This window comes from Collinsella sp. OM07-12 (genome assembly GCF_003438275.1).
Taxonomy (GTDB): domain Bacteria; phylum Actinomycetota; class Coriobacteriia; order Coriobacteriales; family Coriobacteriaceae; genus Collinsella.
The window spans coordinates 24226-41272 of record NZ_QSTQ01000023.1; the positions used below are offsets into that span (position 1 = coordinate 24226).

The 17047-nt window shown below is 61.3% G+C and carries 12 protein-coding genes; 2 read left to right on the plus strand and 10 right to left on the minus strand.

Translation table 11 applies throughout. The annotated features are described in order from the left end of the window. Positions 1–42: 42 nt before the first annotated feature. The 4 genes from lgt to DXB98_RS08570 form a co-directional block, all read right to left on the minus strand. The gene (gene lgt / locus DXB98_RS08555; protein WP_117743825.1) at positions 43–864 is read right to left on the minus strand and encodes a prolipoprotein diacylglyceryl transferase; all 822 of its coding nucleotides are present in this window, start codon (positions 862–864) and stop codon (positions 43–45) included. 109 nt (positions 865–973) lie between these two features. Then, on the minus strand, positions 974–1252 hold the full coding sequence (locus DXB98_RS08560; protein WP_099432127.1) for a NifU family protein: 279 nt from the start codon (positions 1250–1252) through the stop codon (positions 974–976). Positions 1253–1424: 172 nt separating this feature from the next. After that, complete coding sequence (locus DXB98_RS08565) at positions 1425–1949, minus strand: dCMP deaminase family protein (RefSeq protein ID WP_099432128.1); 525 nt, start codon at positions 1947–1949, stop codon at positions 1425–1427. Between the two features lie 83 nt (positions 1950–2032). Further along, entirely contained in the window at positions 2033–2884 is an 852-nt protein-coding gene (locus DXB98_RS08570) for a type III pantothenate kinase (protein WP_117743826.1), read from the minus strand. A gap of 306 nt (positions 2885–3190) precedes the next feature. Here DXB98_RS08570 and DXB98_RS08575 point away from each other — a divergent pair, with 306 nt between their 5' ends. Then, a complete protein-coding gene (locus DXB98_RS08575) occupies positions 3191–4894 on the plus strand; it encodes an OPT/YSL family transporter (protein WP_117743827.1) in 1704 nt (567 codons plus the stop codon). A gap of 201 nt (positions 4895–5095) precedes the next feature. Here DXB98_RS08575 and DXB98_RS08580 read toward each other — a convergent pair whose 3' ends face one another. Together DXB98_RS08580 and DXB98_RS08585 are read right to left on the minus strand one after the other, a co-directional pair. Further along, on the minus strand, positions 5096–8179 hold the full coding sequence (locus DXB98_RS08580) for a CAP domain-containing protein (protein ID WP_117743828.1): 3084 nt from the start codon (positions 8177–8179) through the stop codon (positions 5096–5098). A 179-nt stretch (positions 8180–8358) separates the two neighbouring features. Further along, positions 8359–8550: a hypothetical protein gene (locus tag DXB98_RS08585; protein ID WP_117743829.1), complete on the minus strand. Its 192-nt coding sequence runs from the start codon at positions 8548–8550 to the stop codon at positions 8359–8361. A gap of 307 nt (positions 8551–8857) precedes the next feature. Between DXB98_RS08585 and DXB98_RS08590 the strand changes: the two genes are divergently transcribed. Next, positions 8858–9997, plus strand: a complete 1140-nt coding sequence (locus DXB98_RS08590) for a DUF389 domain-containing protein (RefSeq protein ID WP_117743830.1) — start codon at positions 8858–8860, stop codon at positions 9995–9997. 192 nt (positions 9998–10189) lie between these two features. Here the strand turns inward: DXB98_RS08590 and DXB98_RS08595 are convergent, their stop codons facing one another. From DXB98_RS08595 to DXB98_RS08610, 4 genes are all read right to left on the minus strand, one after another. After that, on the minus strand, positions 10190–10567 hold the full coding sequence (locus tag DXB98_RS08595) for a hypothetical protein (RefSeq protein ID WP_117743831.1): 378 nt from the start codon (positions 10565–10567) through the stop codon (positions 10190–10192). Between the two features lie 262 nt (positions 10568–10829). Then, on the minus strand, positions 10830–11627 hold the full coding sequence (locus DXB98_RS08600) for an aminoglycoside N(3)-acetyltransferase (RefSeq protein ID WP_117743832.1): 798 nt from the start codon (positions 11625–11627) through the stop codon (positions 10830–10832). Between the two features lie 124 nt (positions 11628–11751). Continuing rightward, on the minus strand, positions 11752–12711 hold the full coding sequence (locus tag DXB98_RS08605; RefSeq protein WP_117743833.1) for a 3-hydroxyacyl-CoA dehydrogenase: 960 nt from the start codon (positions 12709–12711) through the stop codon (positions 11752–11754). A gap of 415 nt (positions 12712–13126) precedes the next feature. Then, positions 13127–17047 (minus strand): acyl-CoA dehydratase activase-related protein (locus DXB98_RS08610; RefSeq protein WP_117743834.1); only part of this gene is annotated, 3921 nt, incomplete at its 5' end.

The following is a 17047-nucleotide window of genomic DNA, read 5'->3' on the forward strand; positions in this document are numbered from 1 at the left end:
CACCACAAAGGTGCCTGTCCCCTTTGTGGTGGTATGTGGTGGTTAGGCGTCGAGGTAGATGCGCTGGGGACGGTTGCGGCGGAGGGCAAAGATGACGAGCGCCAGGCCCGCAATCACGAGTGGCAGACTCAACAGCTGACCCATGGTGATGACGCCGCCCAGCAGATAGCCAAGCTGGGCGTCGGGCACGCGCACGAACTCGACGAGGAAGCGGACGATGCCGTAACCCATCACGAACACGCCCATAAACGTGCCTTGGGGCAGTAGCGGCTTTTTGCGGCTGAGCACCTGCAGAATGCAAAAGAGCACGATGCCTTCAAGAAATGCCTCGTAGAGCTGGGAGGGGTGACGCGGCATATCGCCCGCGGTGCCGCCAAAGACCACGCCCCATGGCAGATCGGTCGGCTTGCCCCACAGCTCTCCGTTGACAAAGTTGGCACAACGGCCCAGGCACAGCGCCAGCGGAGCACCGATAACTGCAAGGTCGGCAATGGTCCAGGCGTCGAGCTTATACATGCGGCACACGATGATGCCGCCGATAATGCCGCCGACCAGGCCACCGTGGAAGCTCATGCCGCCCTCGTTGGTGGCAAAGATCTCGAGCGGATGTGCCCAGTAGTAGCCGTCGCCGTAAAAGATGACGTAGAACAGGCGGGCGCCGATGATAAGGCCAAAGACCACACCGACCACGACGCTCGTCAGGTCGTCAATCGTGATGTTAAAGCCCCAGCGACGCTGCGTGCGATACATGACGACCGCCGTGAGCAGAGCTCCGACCACATAGGCCAGACCATACCAGTAAATCGTGATGGGCCCCGCCGAAATCGCGACGGGATCAAGCATATGGTAGAAGTCGTTGAGCATATCGACCCTCCTACTCCCTACATACAAATGCGGCCGCGGGCCTTACGCTCGCAGCCGCATATTTGGGCGTAACGTCTATGCGGAGTATGCCGTCCGCAGCTTTCGCATCTTAGAACGGCGCGTACTCGTCGTACAGGTCGTCGGTCTCGCCGGAGGCATTGACCTGCTCGACACGGGTAACGCCGGGCACATGCTCCTTCAGGATGCGCTCAATACCCATGGACAGGGTCAGCGAGCTCATGGGGCAGCCGGCGCAAGCGCCCTGCAGCTCCAGTTTGACGACGCCCTCGTCGTCAACGCCCACATACTCCATATCGCCGCCGTCGGCCTGCAGGTTGGGGCGAATCTCTTCAAGAACCTTCTTAAGCAGCTCTTCGTTAACAGCCACAGGGGCTCCTTTCTCACAATTACGCGGGCGCGCCCGCGGACAGAAGCTATGTTACTACAGCCGTGTACCCGCTCACGAGCCGTCCATGCGCGCAGACGCGACTTTCACGAGTAGTCAATTTGGGACGGGGCTCTTTTGGCTGCCTTTTGTTGCCAGCTGGCGTTGCCACGCGCTACTGCTGAGCCTGCCCCTCGGTGCCGATGTGAACATCGACGATAACCTGGCGGTAGCTGATGCCGCAGGAGTCGAGGATGCGGCGGCTGATGCGTCCGTCATCGGTGTCGGCGTACTTGTTGTCCAGGTAGACAACCTCGCCCACGCCCACCTGCGCCAAAATCTTGGCGCAGTCGTGGCACGGGAACAGCGTGACGTAGACCGTGGAACCCTCAAGATCTTTGAGCGAGCCACGGTAGTTGAGCACGGCGTTTGCCTCGGCATGCACCACGTAGTTGTGCTTGTCCTGCAACGGGTCGTCGCTCGTGCCCCACGGGAAAAAGTCGTCGTTGAGCGCCGAGGGCGTACCGTTGTAGCCCACCGAAAGGATGCGGTGGTTGGTGCTGGCGATGCACGCGCCCACCTGCGTGTTGGGGTCCTTACTGCGGCGCTGCGCGGCGATGGCCACGCTCATAAAGAACTCGTCCCAGCTAATGACGTCCAGGCGCTTGCCTGACGAAGTTTGATGAAGATCGTCCGACATGGCAGACACCTCCGTAATCGCAATAGTTTGACCCATTGTAGCAGGTGAAAGGTAGGGCGTTTGTCCCACCGGCGCCCTCACATTTACACGCGGCGGGGCTTTTGGTTGATGCGGTACAGCTCGGCGAGACCCCGCAGCGTCAACGCGTCGTCGACCGTCAGGCTGTGGCCGACCAACGCCGCGAGCGGGTCGGCATCGTCGCCGGTGATGACGATGGGCACGTCGCCCTCCCCCGCGGCCTTGGTCGCGCGCATCTCGGCGAGCACCATGTCGAGCATGCCGTCGATGCGGGCCACCTCGCCCAGAACCACGCCCGAACGCATGGCCTCGCGCGTGTTGCGACCGATGACGTGCGTTGGCGCCGAGGGCTCGACCTGTGGCAGACGCGCCGCAGCGGCCGAGAGCGAGCGGGCGCCGAGTGCCAGACCAGGCGCGATGACGCCGCCGACAAAGGTTCCGCGCGCATCGATGACCTCGATATTGGTCGTGGTGCCGAGGTCGATCACGATGCACGGAGAGCCGTAGACGGCACGGGCCGCCACGGCGTCGGCGATGCGGTCGGGACCGATCTCGGCCGGGTCATCGTAGTGCACAGGCATGCCGGTCTTGAGGCCCGGCCCCACGGTGAGCACGCGCCCCGTGCAGGTGCGGGAAAGCGCCGTCTTCCACGGGCGCTCGATCGCCGGCACCACGCAGCTCAGCACGGCAGCCGTGGGCACAAGTGTGCCCGGCATGCCCGCATCGGCCGCCAGCGCGGCCATGACTTGAGCGAGACGCATACGCGCTTCATCGGCCGTAATACGGGTCGGCGTCGTGATCTCGCACGTCGCAAGCGGGCATTCCTGCGCCGCAGCCGAATCCTCGGCAAACAGACCAAAGCGAATGAACGTGTTGCCCACGTCGACCGTCAATATGTATGCGCACCCATTAAGCATCGTCGGCGCTCCTTTCGTCTGCCCAGCAGTATATCGCCTACCCGAACCAGCCATCCCAGGTAGTCATTTTGGGACGGGGCCATTTTAGCTACCCCAATATGTCGGTTGATATTTGCCCCAATCCCAGATAATTCGTCGACTGTCAAAGGGTAGCTAAAATAGCCCCGTCCCAAAATGACTACCTTGCGGCTATACTGATGCGCGGTCGCGCGCGGGCTCACGCGGCGGCCCTTGGTAACCCGACTTCCCGCGCCGTATCCGTAGCGGCGCTCCCGGGGGAAGCGGATATACGCAAAGGAGTTCTATATGAGCAATCCCTCGAACCGCACCTCGATGCGCGGGCAACTCACGCTGCGCGGCGTCGTCATCGGCGTCCTTGGCTGCGTGATCATCACGGCAAGCTCGGCCTATACCGCCCTCAAGATGGGCGCGCTCCCCTGGCCGATCATCTTCGCTGCCGTCATCTCGCTGTTCTTCCTCAAACTCATGGGCAACGCCAGCCTCAACGAGGCCAACGTCACCCACACCATCATGTCCGCGGGCGCCATGGTCGCCGGCGGCCTGGCGTTTACCATCCCGGGCGCTTGGACGCTGGGCTATGCCGACCAGATCAGCTGGCTCGACATGTTTATCGTGGCGCTCGCCGGCACCATCTTGGGCCTTCTGGCAACGGCGCTCATCCATCGCCACTTTATCGTGGACGCCGCGCTGGAGTTTCCCACCGGTAACGCCGCAGCTCAGACACTGCGCGCCACCGAGGCCGGCGGCAAGACCGGCAAGCAGCTCTTTGGCTCCATGGCCATCGCAGGCATCTACAGCGTGCTTCGCGACGCTCTGGGCGTGGTGCCCAGTATGCTGTGCACGCTCAATATCCCCGGCGTGACCTTTGCCATCTATAACTCGCCCATGCTGCTCTCCATCGGCTTTTTGGTGGGCTTCGCCCCGGTTGCCTTCTGGTTTGCCGGTGCGCTGCTAGGTAACTTTGGCATCATCGTGGGCGGCACCGCTGCCGGTCTATTCGACGTTGTGACTGCGCAGGGCATCGTCAAGTCGCTCGGCATGGGCCTCATGATGGGCTTTGGCGTCGCCGTCGTCCTTAAGGACATCCTGCCGCAGGTCACCGGCATCGTCCGCGGTCTTGCCGCCGACAGCTCCACCGACACCGACGAGCAATCGCTCATCTCGGGCTCCCTTAAGCTCGACGCCGGCATCATCGGCCTGGGCGCTGCCGCCATCGCCGTGATCATCGCCATCGTGCTTGACCTTGGTCCCGTTCCGGCCGTCATCGTGACGCTGTTCACCTTTGTCACCACCATCATGAGCGCACAGAGCTGCGGCCAGACGGGCATCGACCCCATGGAGATCTTTGGCCTCATCGTTATGCTCATCGTGGCTGCCTTTGCACAGATTACTCAGGTCAAGCTGTTCTTTATCGCCGGCATCGTAGCCGTGGCGTGCGGCCTTGCGGGCGACGTCATGAACGACTTTAAGGCCGGCGCCGTGCTGGGCACCAACCCGCGTGCGCAGTGGATCGGCCAGGCCATCGGCGGCATCGTGGGCGCCGTGGTCGCTGCCGCCGTCATGGTCGCGCTCGTCACTGCCTATGGTCCGGACGCCTTTGGCCCCGACAAGAGCTTCGTTGCCGCGCAGGCAAGCGTGGTCGCCACCATGGTCTCGGGCATCCCGAGCGTGCCGTGGTTCGCAGGCGGCTTTATCGCCGGCATCGTCATGTACTGGCTCGGCATTCCGGCCATGATGATCGGCCTGGGCGTGTACCTGCCGTTCTATATGTCGCTCACGGCTTTCCTGGGCTCCTGCGTTAAGCTCGCCTACGACAAGTGGGCCGCTCACCGCGACGCCGAGGCCGGTCTTTCGGACGAGGAGAAGGCCGCCAAGGATGCCGCCTTCCAGGAGCAGGGCCTGGTCGTTGCCAGCGGCCTGCTGGGCGGCGAGTCCATCGTCGGCGTTATCCTGGCGTTTGTCTCCGTGGGCTTGAGCCTGCTGGGCTAAGCTGAGCAGCTGCTCGACAGCAACCATATTGCCTACGGCTTGCCCGGCCGGTAGCTTCTGCGGCTGCTGACCGGGCTTTTTGATATCGAAACAAAGAAAGGTCGGCGCGCTGCGTTTAACAGCGCGCCGGCCTTATCGGTTAAGCTATCGAAGCGTTCCTGCTATGAACCGAAGTTCGTTGCAGAATCTACGCTCGAAACGCTACATCTGCTTGCGACGACGATCGCTCAGCGTCACACCAGCGGCCACGAGGGTGATACCGCCGATGACGAACACCTCGCCCGCAAGAGCGGAGTCATCGCCAGTCTGGGCGAGCGCGGCCGACGTGGCCTTCTTCTTGGCGACAGGAGCCTTTGCAGCAGCCTGCGCAACCTGAGGCTTGGCCTGCGGCTCGGCCTTGGGATGATACTTGTCGTACTCGGCCTGCGCGGCAGCCAGGGCATCCTTGGCATCGCCAAGCTCGGCAAGCGCGGCGGCATAGGCGTCGTTGGCATCGGACAGTTTGGCATCGGCATCGCTCAGAGCAGCCTTGAGACCAGCAGCGGCATCGACGGCGGTCTTATAGCGAGCGTAGGCAGCGTTCAGCTTGACCAGCTTCTCGTTGCCCGTCGTGCCCGCGGCAAGGGATGCCTTGTGGTCGACAGCCTCAAGATCGGCCTTGAGTGCCTCATCGCTGGCAAGCTCGGCCTTGGCCTTGACGATCTCGAAGTTCGCATCGACGACGGCTTCGTTGGCGGCCTCGAGCTGCTTCTGGGCATCGGCGACGCCGGCGACGGCGGCGTCATAGGCGACCTTGGCGTCGTCGACCGCTTTCTGGGCTCCAGCGAAGCGCTCAAAGGCCTTGTTCGCGGTGGCCAGCTCGCCCTCGGCGGCCTTGACCTTCTCCTGTGCGTCGGACAGGGCCTGCTTCTTGGCGGCAACTGCCTGCTTGGCGTCCGAAAGAGCGGTCGCGGCGTGCACGTCTGCGGCCTGAGCCTTGTCAACGCCAGCCTGGGCAGCGCCGTCAGCCTTCTTGGCCTCGTCTAGCGTGACCTGCTTGTTCGCAAGGTCCGTCTTGGCGGCATCGCGCTTGGCGGTAAGGTCCTTGACCGAAGCCGTGGCATTGTCATACGCCTCATTGGCCTGTTCGGACTTTGCCTTGGCGGCATCGCGGGCGCTGCGAGCCTTCGCCTTGTGAGCAGCGGCGTCGGCTGCCTTCGTCTTGCTGTCAGCAAGCGTGGCGTTTGCCTTATCGAGAGCCGCCTGGGCAGTAGCGGCCTCGGCCTTGGCGGCATCGAGGTTCTGCTTGAGGGACTCGATGTCGATTCCGCCGAGTGCGTCCTTCGCGGCGTCGTATGCCGTCTTCGCGGCGGCGGTACCGGACTTAGCCTTCTCGTACTCACCCTTGGCGGTGTTCATGTTCACATCTGCTGCGGTGAAAGCGTCCTGGGCGGCATCCTGCCCGTTTACAGCTGCGAAGTAAGCTTCCCTAGTAGTTCCAAAGTTCTTCTGCGCCTCGGCGAGCTTGCCCTGAAGCTCCTTGAGCTGCGCCTTCTGCGCCTGCGTGCCGCCAGCGTTATAGGCAGAGTCGATGTAGTCGTTCACGAGCTTCTTGAACTCGGAGACAGTGAAATCCTTCTGCCCCGTGCTCCCGCTATAGTCGAAAACGGTTACCTCGGAATCGGTATTCTTACCGCTACCGGTCGCGATGCCGATAGCCTTCGCGCCGGCATCGATGATGTTTAGATAGTGCCCGCACTCATGGTAGATGCTGTTGTAGTGCTGGTAGATATAGTAGGAATCATATCGATGGCTTCCAAGTGCGTCACCATACTGCTCGACGTACTTATCGAACGCCTTTTTCTCCTGGGTGTAGAGACCGGTATATGGCCAGCCGAGGGTATCCTCGGTCTCGCCTCCGGTGTATGCCCCGCCGCCGCCTGCAAGATTCTCACCTTGATCGAAATAGCAGTTCGAGTGTCCCCAGATGTTCGATGAATATGATGTATTGAGGGCGGCTGCCGCAGTCATGCGGAGGCTGACGCTAAGCTCAGACTGGCCGTTCGCCTTGCGGAGGTTGTTCTGGGTATCGAGGTAGGTCAGGGCGTTACGCATCTGCTCCAAGGAGAGCGGATTGGTGTCGCGAGACATGTCCTGATCGACGTACTTGTCATACCAGTCCTGTTTCTCTGTCGTCCCCATGAGCATCGACGCGGCGGTACTTGCATTCGACTTCTGCTGGGCGGTGAAATCGCTGCTGTTGCTGATGTAGGCCATAAAGCCGAGCATGCCCTTATTGATGACTTCCTGGTCAACGGTCATGTTGGACTTTAGGTCTGCAATCTGCTGCTCAAGAGCCTCAACCTGGGCATTAGCAGCGTCATAAGCCTTTTCCGCGGCGTTCGAAGCAGCGCAGGCTGCCTCCCACTCACTGCGCTTCTGCTTGCGAACTTCGACAAGCTTATCGTACGCGGTCTTCTTGTCTGCTTCGGCCTGCTGTGCCTTCTCGTATGCGGCCTTGGCGGCGTCGCGCTTGCTGACGGCGGCGTTGTACTCCTTGCTTACCGCATCATATGCAGACTGGGCAGATGCCATGGCAGCGTTGGCGGCGTTGGCCTTCTCCTGTGCGGCGGTGGCGGCAGTCTGCGCGGCCTGCAGGTTCGCCTGTGCGGTGGCGTCTGCAGTCGTCGCGGCTTCGAGCGCGGCCTGCGCGGTCGCGAGCTCGCTGGCGGCAGTGTTCTTGGCGGCCTCAAGCGCACTCAGGTCAACACCCGTACCCGAGACGGCAGCATCGAGCGCGGCCTGCGCCTGGTTGAACTTCTGCTGGGCGTTATCGCGCGCGGTGGTTGCGGCTGCGAGAGCAGCAGCAGTCTCCTGCTTCTTGGCCTGGGCAGTCGTCAAAGCTGCCTCGGTATTCTGCTTTTCCTGCTGGGCGCTGGCCTCGGCAGCCTTGGCCTGGTCCAGATTGGCCTGTGCAGTAGTAACGGCCTTATTGGCGTCATCGAGCTTTGCCTGCGCGTCCTCGACGGCCTTCTTGGCGGCCTCGTACTCGTCCATACCCATGGCCTCGAGCTTAGCCTGGGCATCGTCGAGGGCCTTCTTGGCCTCATCCTGCTTTGCCTTGGCGTCCTTGAGCGCCTGGGTCTTATCCTCGACACTCTTGTTGGCCTGTTCGAGCCGATCGTTCAGGTCGCCCAGCTTCTTCTGCTGCTGCTCGGTCTTTTCGACGGCGGCTTTGAGCTCGTCAATCTTCTCCTGGAGCGCGGCGACTTCTGCTGCGTTCTGCTCGATTTCGTTGTCGCTCACAGCCTGCGAGGCCTGATTCTTTTGCTGCTGCGCCTGCTTTTGAGACTGGCCCGCCGCATCGGCGTTCTTCTGGGCGGCATCGTAGGCGGCCTTAGCGTCCTTGAGCTGCTTTGCCGACTCCTCGGCCAGCTGGGCAGCCGTCTTTACGACCGCTTGGTTACCGGCGGCAACGGTGTTCTCTACAGAACTACCCCCCCCTGAACAGAATCGCCGTTACCGGTTGACGGTGCGGCGATTGCCGCCAGCGGCGACATGAGCGGCTGAGCGATGAGGCCCGCCGTCAAAACGGTTGCGACGGCGCGGTTGGCAACGCCCTTGACATTGACGGCCTTAGCCCGAGGCTCAAAGTGTTGTGGACTGTAGTTTGCCATGGCTTTCTCCCTTTGACACGGATGTATCCATACGCTTCAAACTGTAGGTGCCGATTTTTGAATTCTGTTGCGCAACATTGGTCACCAGCGGATTTTTTGAAATTCGCGCTCTCGTGCTTCACAATTTCGTCACATATGTAGGAGCTGGTGCATCATATTCTTGCGGGATCGAATTGAGCCTGTGATTTGTATTTGCTCCCGCGTCATCCGCCCTATCGGATTCCGCATCCAACAGACACCTCGCCCGCCACGGTGTAGAGTTAAGACAACGGGCGCGTTGCGCGGACCGCGCTGGAACGAGGTGGACATGGAACTCGACAAACAACAGATCAAGCGACTGCGCGAGCGTCATCATCGTCGTCACGGCATCCGCCCCGCTCATAGCGAAGCCATGGAGAACGCCACCCGCTTCCTAAAGCGCGCATTCAACATTCGCGAGGGACGCGCGCCCTACCACGTAATCCGCAAGCGCTTTGTAAACGGGGCACGCCTGACCGGCTCTCACCTGTGCATCCTCATCATCGCCATGCTCATCGCAAGCATCGGCCTCGATATCGACTCGAGCATCGCCATCGTGGGCGCCATGCTCATCTGCCCGCTCATGGGCTCGGTCCTTGCCATGGCATACGGCATCGCCACGCTCGACCGCGAGATTACCGTCGAAGCCGTCGCGGGCTTGGCTCTACAAATGGCCTTTTGCCTGGTCACGTCCACGCTGTATTTTAAGCTCTCGCCCCTTGGCACCGCCACGGCCGCCATCGTCGACAACTCGACGCCCACCGTGTGGGACCTTGCCGTCGCGCTCGCGGGCGGCTTTGCGGGCGGCCTGGGCAACTCGCGCGACCAGGAGCCCTCGACGCTCATCGCCGGCGTGGCCGTGGCAACCGCGCTCATGCCGCCCCTGTGCGCGGCGGGTTATGGCATTGCCATCGCGAGCGGGTCGCTGTTCCTCTCAGCCCTCTACGAGTTTGGCATCAACGTGGTCTTTATCGCGCTGGCTGCCGAAGCCGTGCTGCTTCTTTTGCGCGTGCCGCTCAAGCGCGACCTGAACGGCGACGGTATTGTGACCGCTGAGGAAGACGCCGAGGTCAACGAGCTGTCACGCAAGGTGCGCAGCCGCATCATTGTGGGCACGGTAGTCTTTGCCATCCCCTGCATCGTTATGACGGCGGGTTCCATTGGCTCGGCGCAGGCCGGCGTGCAGGACGGCTACGGCGTGACCGAAACCACGCGCGAGCTTGCGGCGGTGCTGCCAGGCTTTAAGGATTACACCGTCGCCGTCGAGACCTCGGCTACCGAAGGTGACGAGGAAGGCATCGTCGAGCGCGAGATTGTCGCCCATGTGACGACAAGCGAGGCGCTCGGGGCACGCGACCGCCACGTCGCTCGCAAGCTCATCGACCTCAACGTGCCCGAACTCGACCGCGTAGAGTTTGACGTGAAGTAATCCGAGCGCAGGATGAATGCGCACGGGTGCAAGTCACGATGAGGCGCAGACGCGACAAGAACACGCGCAAAAAGCGGGGCCCAGTTCACGACCGCGCCCCGCTCTGTTTTATTGCCGTGAATCAACTGTCCACATCGACATTGCCAGACTCCACCATAAACGCCGGTTTGGTGCTCACCAGATAAAAACGGGTCACCTTGGTATCTCTAAATAGGTAGAGCCAACCCTGATCGCGGCGGCGCGAAATATACGCCACGTGGACCGTACCGATTTTTCGCCGTATTCCCTCGTTAATACCAAAATATTGGGGTCATCCGTACGCTTAAACTGCCCGCCAACGCAGCTACCGTCTTTGTCGACCAGTTGCCACCGATGGCTATCCTCTTCATGAAAGGCCAGAGTTTCCAGACTTGTTTTGTCATCCCGATAGTAACCATCAATGGCAAAGCCTTCGGAAACGCATTCCTGCATATAGGATGTTTCTCGATTTATAGCAAACTGCCCTGCAGCGCCCAGGAGCACAGCCAGGCAGACCACTGCAAGGGTTATCGAAATAGCACGGCGGCTCATGTTAACCAGCCCGATACTTGTTTAACGGAGTGCAAAACATACTTGGTACCTCCGATATCAAAGCAAACGTCACCCGCGGCCCGCCGGAAACTATGTGTTTCTAACATCAAACCATATGGCAACCACTCGCGAGAGGAGTATCGGCGAACGGTGCATTATTTGCGTTCTATTGGGCAAACGTCAACGCGCGCCACAGCTCTTGCTCGACCTATTCAGATCTTGTCGCATACTACCGTAGATCCCCAATGCTTCCGCCCCCGAGTTATTCGGGGCGGCCGCGATGTCGCTCAATCCAGTCCACGGCAAAATCGACAAGCTCGCGCTGGCGCATAAAACGGATCGTCCCGTTACCAAGGGCCGCCGTGTGAACCGGGCATTCACGCTCAAAAGCAGCGCCGATCTCGTCGAAGTCCTCGCCGTCGACAAAAAGTGTGCGGTACTCCTTCCACACGCGCTGGCCGTTTTCCATGATCGCGCTGTGTTCCACACAGTCGTGCTTGCCGGGGTACTGCGCACGGGCATCTGCCAAATGCAGTGACGTATTCTTGTCATAGCCAACGCCCACCAGCAGAACATAGCCGTCCAAATCGTACAGACGCGCGATGGGCGATCCATCGCCAAAGATGTTGCTCAGGTCGTGGTTCTCCGTCAGGAATTGCGCATGCCGGCCGTTTGCCGCCACTGAACGCGCTGGGTGATCGCTGCGAAACGTGCCCGGCCACGTCCGGAACATCTCAGCCACGGCACCCATCGTGTTGGTGGGCGTAATGCGCTTGTCATAGACAGGCCAGTTATCGCGAATCAGCTGCCACCATTCTTGCGGCTCTTGCCAATGGACACCACTCTCGGGGTCCAAGTTTTTCCATGATTGCGTCGGCATCATGATGGTACCGGCCTCGCCCACCATCTGGAGCAGCACCTCGATCACCGGCTGCGCGCCGCCGCACACATATCCAAGCGCGCTGAGCGAGCAATGGACCATAACCGTCTGCCCTGCGCACATACCGACGGCGGAAAGCGCGTCGAGGATATCCTGCTTAAGCACGATTTGCCGATTCATTACCGTTTCCCCTCTATCCCCACACATCAGTTTCTTTTGCGTCATGCGCCGAAATAGCACACGGGCCATGCGGCGCATGACGCTGCAAATGATACGTTTCCCAATGTTGCCGAGGGATCATTTTTTAGTACTTGAAGAAGCCCTCGCCCGAGCTTTCGCCCAGCTTGCCTTCGTCGAGCATCTTCTTGAGGACGGACGCCATAGCCTTAAAGTTGTAGGGCATCATCATCTTCTTGAGCAGCGGGCTCACCAGGCCCGGGACCTTCTGATACTGCATAACGATGTTGTACGCCGTCTGGATGCCCACGGTGTCGAATACGCGGAACGGGCCCTTGGGAGCGCCGGTGCCGCGCGTCCATGCGAGGTCGACGCTCTTGGGATCGCTCACGCCCGAGACATACAGGTCGAGGCCCGAAAGCAACCATGGCACCAGCATGGAATTGAGCAGATAGCCGTTCTTTTCCTTGTTGACGGGCAGGGCAAGCATGCGAATATCGTTGGCAAAGTCGACGAGTTCATCGAAATAGCGCTTGTCGGTTTGGCTTTGGGCCATGACCTCGGTCATGTTGTTCTTCCAGATAGAGTTGGCAAAGTGTAGCGATAGGTACTTCTCGGAGCGGCCGGTGTACTTGGCAAAGGTGCTCGGCAGCAGCGTGGAGGAGTTGGTGACGATGACGGTCTTTTGCGGGAGAACCGGGGCGAGCTTCTTGTAGAAGTCGATCTTTGCCTGGGTGTCCTCGGCCATAGACTCGATGACCAGGTCGGCGTCGGCCACTGCCTTGGCAAGATCGAGCTCCAGCTTGAGTGTGGAGTAGGCGCGCTCAACGGCGGCGAGTGCCACCTCCCTGTCGAAGGTCTGGTCGCTATCGGCGATACCGGCGCACCACTCACCCGTGCCGTCCGCCATGCCCTCGATAGCAGCGATGTACTCCTCGCGCACATGATCGATCTTGGGCTGGGTGCGGCCGATGCTGCCCTCGCTGCGCAGCCAAATCGTTACATCAAAGCCGCAGTAGGCAGCCTGAAAGGCAATCTGGCTTCCCAGCACGCCGCCGCCGGCAACGCAAACGGTCTTGTAGCTCATGAAACGGTCCTCTCTTACGTAATTCCATAGATGTGTTTTTATTCAACCGTATGGAGGCTACGAGCCGGGGGCTGGTTCTACAAACGGACGCTTTTACGCGGTGAACGGCTACACCTGTTCATTAACTCAGGGCTCCGAGGGCGATTTTTTGTGCCACCGAGACGTCGTTTTCGGAAGTGCGGTGAAAAAATGAGTTTCGTCGACCAGACCGACTATTCTAGCAACAAAACCGCAGGTAACGAGAGCCCAAAAGAGGAGTGTGCTCGGGAGGTTCGCGTTTTTCCCCGCACTTCCGAAATCCGAGTCCGCTGAAGGCGTTAACAAGCCCATTTACGCAACATATGTCCAGCAAAAACGGGTGGTAGCCGGCACGGCTGCCACCCGTTTGTCTCATATCCAGCCCAAAGCGGGCCGTTTACTTCTTAATGCCGCGTCCCAGGCGCTCAGCGACCGATGCCACGGCCTCCTCGCTGGCCGGTCCGCAGTTCGCGCAGCCGTCGTGGGCACGCATCTGGCCGGTGACCTCGTCCATCGCGAGCGGCGCCACCTTCTCGAGCTTAAAGCCCTTGCCGGCGCGCATGTTTTCCTTGGCCACGCTGATCATGAGCTTAATGCGGTTGAGCTGGTTGACCTCGGACGCGCCGGGGTCGTAGTCCACCGCGACGATGTTGCTCTCGGGATGCTGGCGGCGCAGCTCCTTAATCACAGACTTGCCCACCACGTGATTGGGCAGGCACGCGAAGGGCTGCGTGCAGATGATATTGGGTGCGCCATGATCGATCAGGTCGAGCATCTCGGCCGTGAGCAGCCAGCCCTCGCCCATGTTGTTGCACACCGAAAGAACCGTACGGGCCTTGTCCGCCATGGTGCCGATGCGCTCGGGCGCCTCAAAGCGGCGGGACTTTTCGAGCATCTCCTCCACCGGCGTGCGCATCCAGTCCACGAGCTTAATAAGCGCCTGCATACCAGCGCGCGTGGTAGCAGAGCTACCCAGCTCGTCCTTCTGCAGCTCGGCGTTGCTCATGGAGTACAGGAAGAAGTCGAGCAGGCCCGGCACCACGGCCTCGCAACCCTCGCGCTCGATGACATCGACCACGTGGTTGTTGGCCGTGGGGTGGAACTTGACCAGGATCTCGCCGACCACGCCTACGCGCGGCTTGGTGCCCTCGCCCACAAGCGGCATGGTGTCGAACGCGCGGATGGCCTCGCGAGCAAGCTTGGTGTAGTTATGCCTGTTGAACTTGGGCGCGAGCTTGCGGGCGCGCGCCATGTACTCCTCGTAGAGCGCGTTGGCGGCACCGGGCGTGGCCTCGTACGGGCGGCAGCGGTAGAGCATCTGCATCATCACGTCGCCAAAGAGCACCGCGTACACAGCCTGCTTAAGCAGCGCCGGCGTAATCTTGAAGCCGGGGTTGTCCTCGCCGAGCGCCACGGCCGAAAGCGAGATCACGGGGATCTCGGGATGACCACTCTCGCGCAGGGCCTTGCGGATGAGCGCGATGTAGTTGGTGGCACGGCAGCCGCCGCCGGTCTGGCTGATGACTACGGCGGTCTTGGACAGGTCGTATCGGCCGCTCTCGATGGCCTCCATAATCTGACCGGTCACCAAAATGGACGGGTAGCAGATGTCGTTGTTCACGTAGCGCAGGCCGGCCTCGACGGCGTCGTGATCGGTCGAGGGCAGCAGCTCCAGGTTGTAGCCGGCACCACGGAACACCTCTTTGACCAGGTCAAAGTGGATTGGCGCCATCTGCGGGCACAGAATGGTGTAGCCCTCGTCGCGCATCTGCTCGGTAAAGGGCACCTTGGGCCATGCAGTCGAGGCGCTCTCACGCTGCGCTTCGAACGTGTACTTACGGCTCGCGAACGCAGGGGCATCCGTGGAGGGCGCCACCGGCGCGGCATCGCCCTGCTCGTAGGCCTCACCCGCAGCGGTTGCCTCGGCCAGACGCTCGGCCTCCTGGTCCTTGAGCGCCGCCATGAGCGAGCGGATGCGGATGCGCGCGGCGCCCAGGTTGGACACCTCGTCGATCTTGAGCACGGTGTAAATCTTGCCGCTGGCCTCCAGAATCTCCTGCACCTGATCGGTGGTCAGGGCATCGAGGCCGCAGCCAAAGGAATTGAGCTGGATCAGGTCCAGATCGTTGCGCATCGTCACAAAACGGGCCACGGCGTAGAGGCGCGAGTGGTACATCCACTGGTCGACAACGCGGATTGGGCGCTCGGGCTTCACCAGATGCGCGAGCGAATCCTCGGTAAAGACCGCAAAGCCAAAGCTCGAGATAAGCTCGGGCAGGGCGTGGTTGATCTCGGGGTCGTTGTGGTAGGGACGGCCGGCGAGCACAATGCCGTGGCCGCCGTGGTCCTCGACCCACTTAAGAGCCTCCTCGCCCATGGTCTGGATATCCTCGTGGAAACGGGCGTCGGCCTCATAGGCGGCATTGACGGCGGCATCGATCTCGGAGCGGGTGATCTTGGGTCCGCGCACGCGACCGCGACCGGCCTCGGCGTCGGCCACGCGGTCGACGGCGAGCACCTGGTACAAGCGGCGCTTGAGCTCGGTCTTATCGTGATAGGGCACAAACGGATACAGGAACTCGATGTTCTGTTCGCGGATCTCGTCGATGTTGAGCGCCAGCGCCGTGGGGTAACTCATGACGATGGGGCAGTTGTAGCAGTTACCAGCCGTCGGGTCCTCCTTGCGCTCCCAGCGCACGCACGGCATCCAGATAAAGTCGACGTCACGGTCGATGAGGTTCATCACATGGCCGTGGCTCATCTTGGCCGGATAGCACACGCTCTCGGACGGCATGGACTCGATGCCCGCCTGGTAGGTCTTCTTGCTCGACTGGTCGGACAGCTGCACGCTAAAGCCCAGGCGCGTAAAGAACGCATGCCAGAAGGGGTAGTTCTCGTACATGTTGAGCGCACGCGGGATACCGACGGTGCCGCGCGGGGCCTCGTCGGGACTCAGGACCTCGCGGCCAAAGAGCAGCTCGTTTTTCTTTTTGAAGAGGTTGGGAGCCTCGGTCTTCTGCTTTTTGTGGCCGGCGCCCTTTTCGCAGCGGTTGCCGGTGATAAAGCGCCTACCGCCGCCAAAGTCGTTGACGGTGAGCTGGCAGTTGTTGGAGCAGCGGCCGCAGCGGACGTGCTTTTGCGTCACAGTGAGGTGCGCGATGTCCTCGGCCGAAAGGATGGTCGAGGTGCCGTCGGCGCCGGCGCGATCGCGGGCGAGCAGGGCCGCACCATAGGCGCCCATGCAGCCGGCAATGTCGGGACGCACGGCGTGAACACCGGTGAGCTGCTCAAACGCACGCAGCGTGGCGTCGGACATAAAGGTGCCGCCCTGGACGATCACCTGACTGCCGATCTCCTTGGGATCGCGCAGCTTAATGACCTTGAACAAGGCGTTCTTGATGACGGAATAGGACAGGCCGGCCGCGATATCGCCCACCGTGGCGCCTTCCTTTTGCGCCTGCTTGACGCGCGAGTTCATAAAGACCGTGCAGCGGCTGCCCAGGTCGACGGGGGCCTTGGCATGGATGGCGGCATCGGCGAACGCGCGCACGTCCATGTTCATAGACACGGCGAAACTCTCGATAAAGCTGCCGCAGCCCGACGAGCAGGCCTCGTTGAGCATGATGTGCTCGATAACGCCGTCCTTGACGCGCAGGCACTTCATGTCCTGACCGCCGATGTCCAGAATGAACTCGACCCCAGGCAAAAACGCCTTGGCGCCACGCAGGTGCGCCACGGTCTCGATCTCGCCGGAGTCGGCCTTGAGCGCCTCGATGAGCAGCGCCTCGCCATAACCGGTGGTGGTCACGTGGCCGATGGTGCAGCCGGCAGGGATGTGGTTGTAGAAATCGGCCATGATGACCTTGGCCGTGCCCAGGATGTCGCCGTTGTTGTTGCCGTACCAGGTGTGCAACAGCTGACCGTCCTCCCCCACGAGCGCGGCCTTCATGGTGGTGGAGCCGGCATCGATACCAATGAACACGCGGCCGGTGTAGCCGTCAAGCTTGCCCTTGGGGACAACCTCGGTGTCGTGGCGGGTTTTGAACTCGGCAAAATCCTCGTCGGTGGCAAAGAGCGGATCCAGGCGCTCGACCTCGGCACCCTGCGTGTCGCCGAGGCTATCGATGGCCTCGATGAGCTGCGGGAACGTGCTGAGCTTGCTGGACTCGTGCGCCATGGCGGCGCCGCTCGCCACAAACAGGTGGGCGTTTTGGGGCACGATGCGGTGCTCCTCGTCCAGGTTGAGCGTGAGGTAGAAGCGGTGGCGCAGCTCGGAGAGATACTGCAGCGGGCCGCCCAGGAAGGCGACGTTACCGCG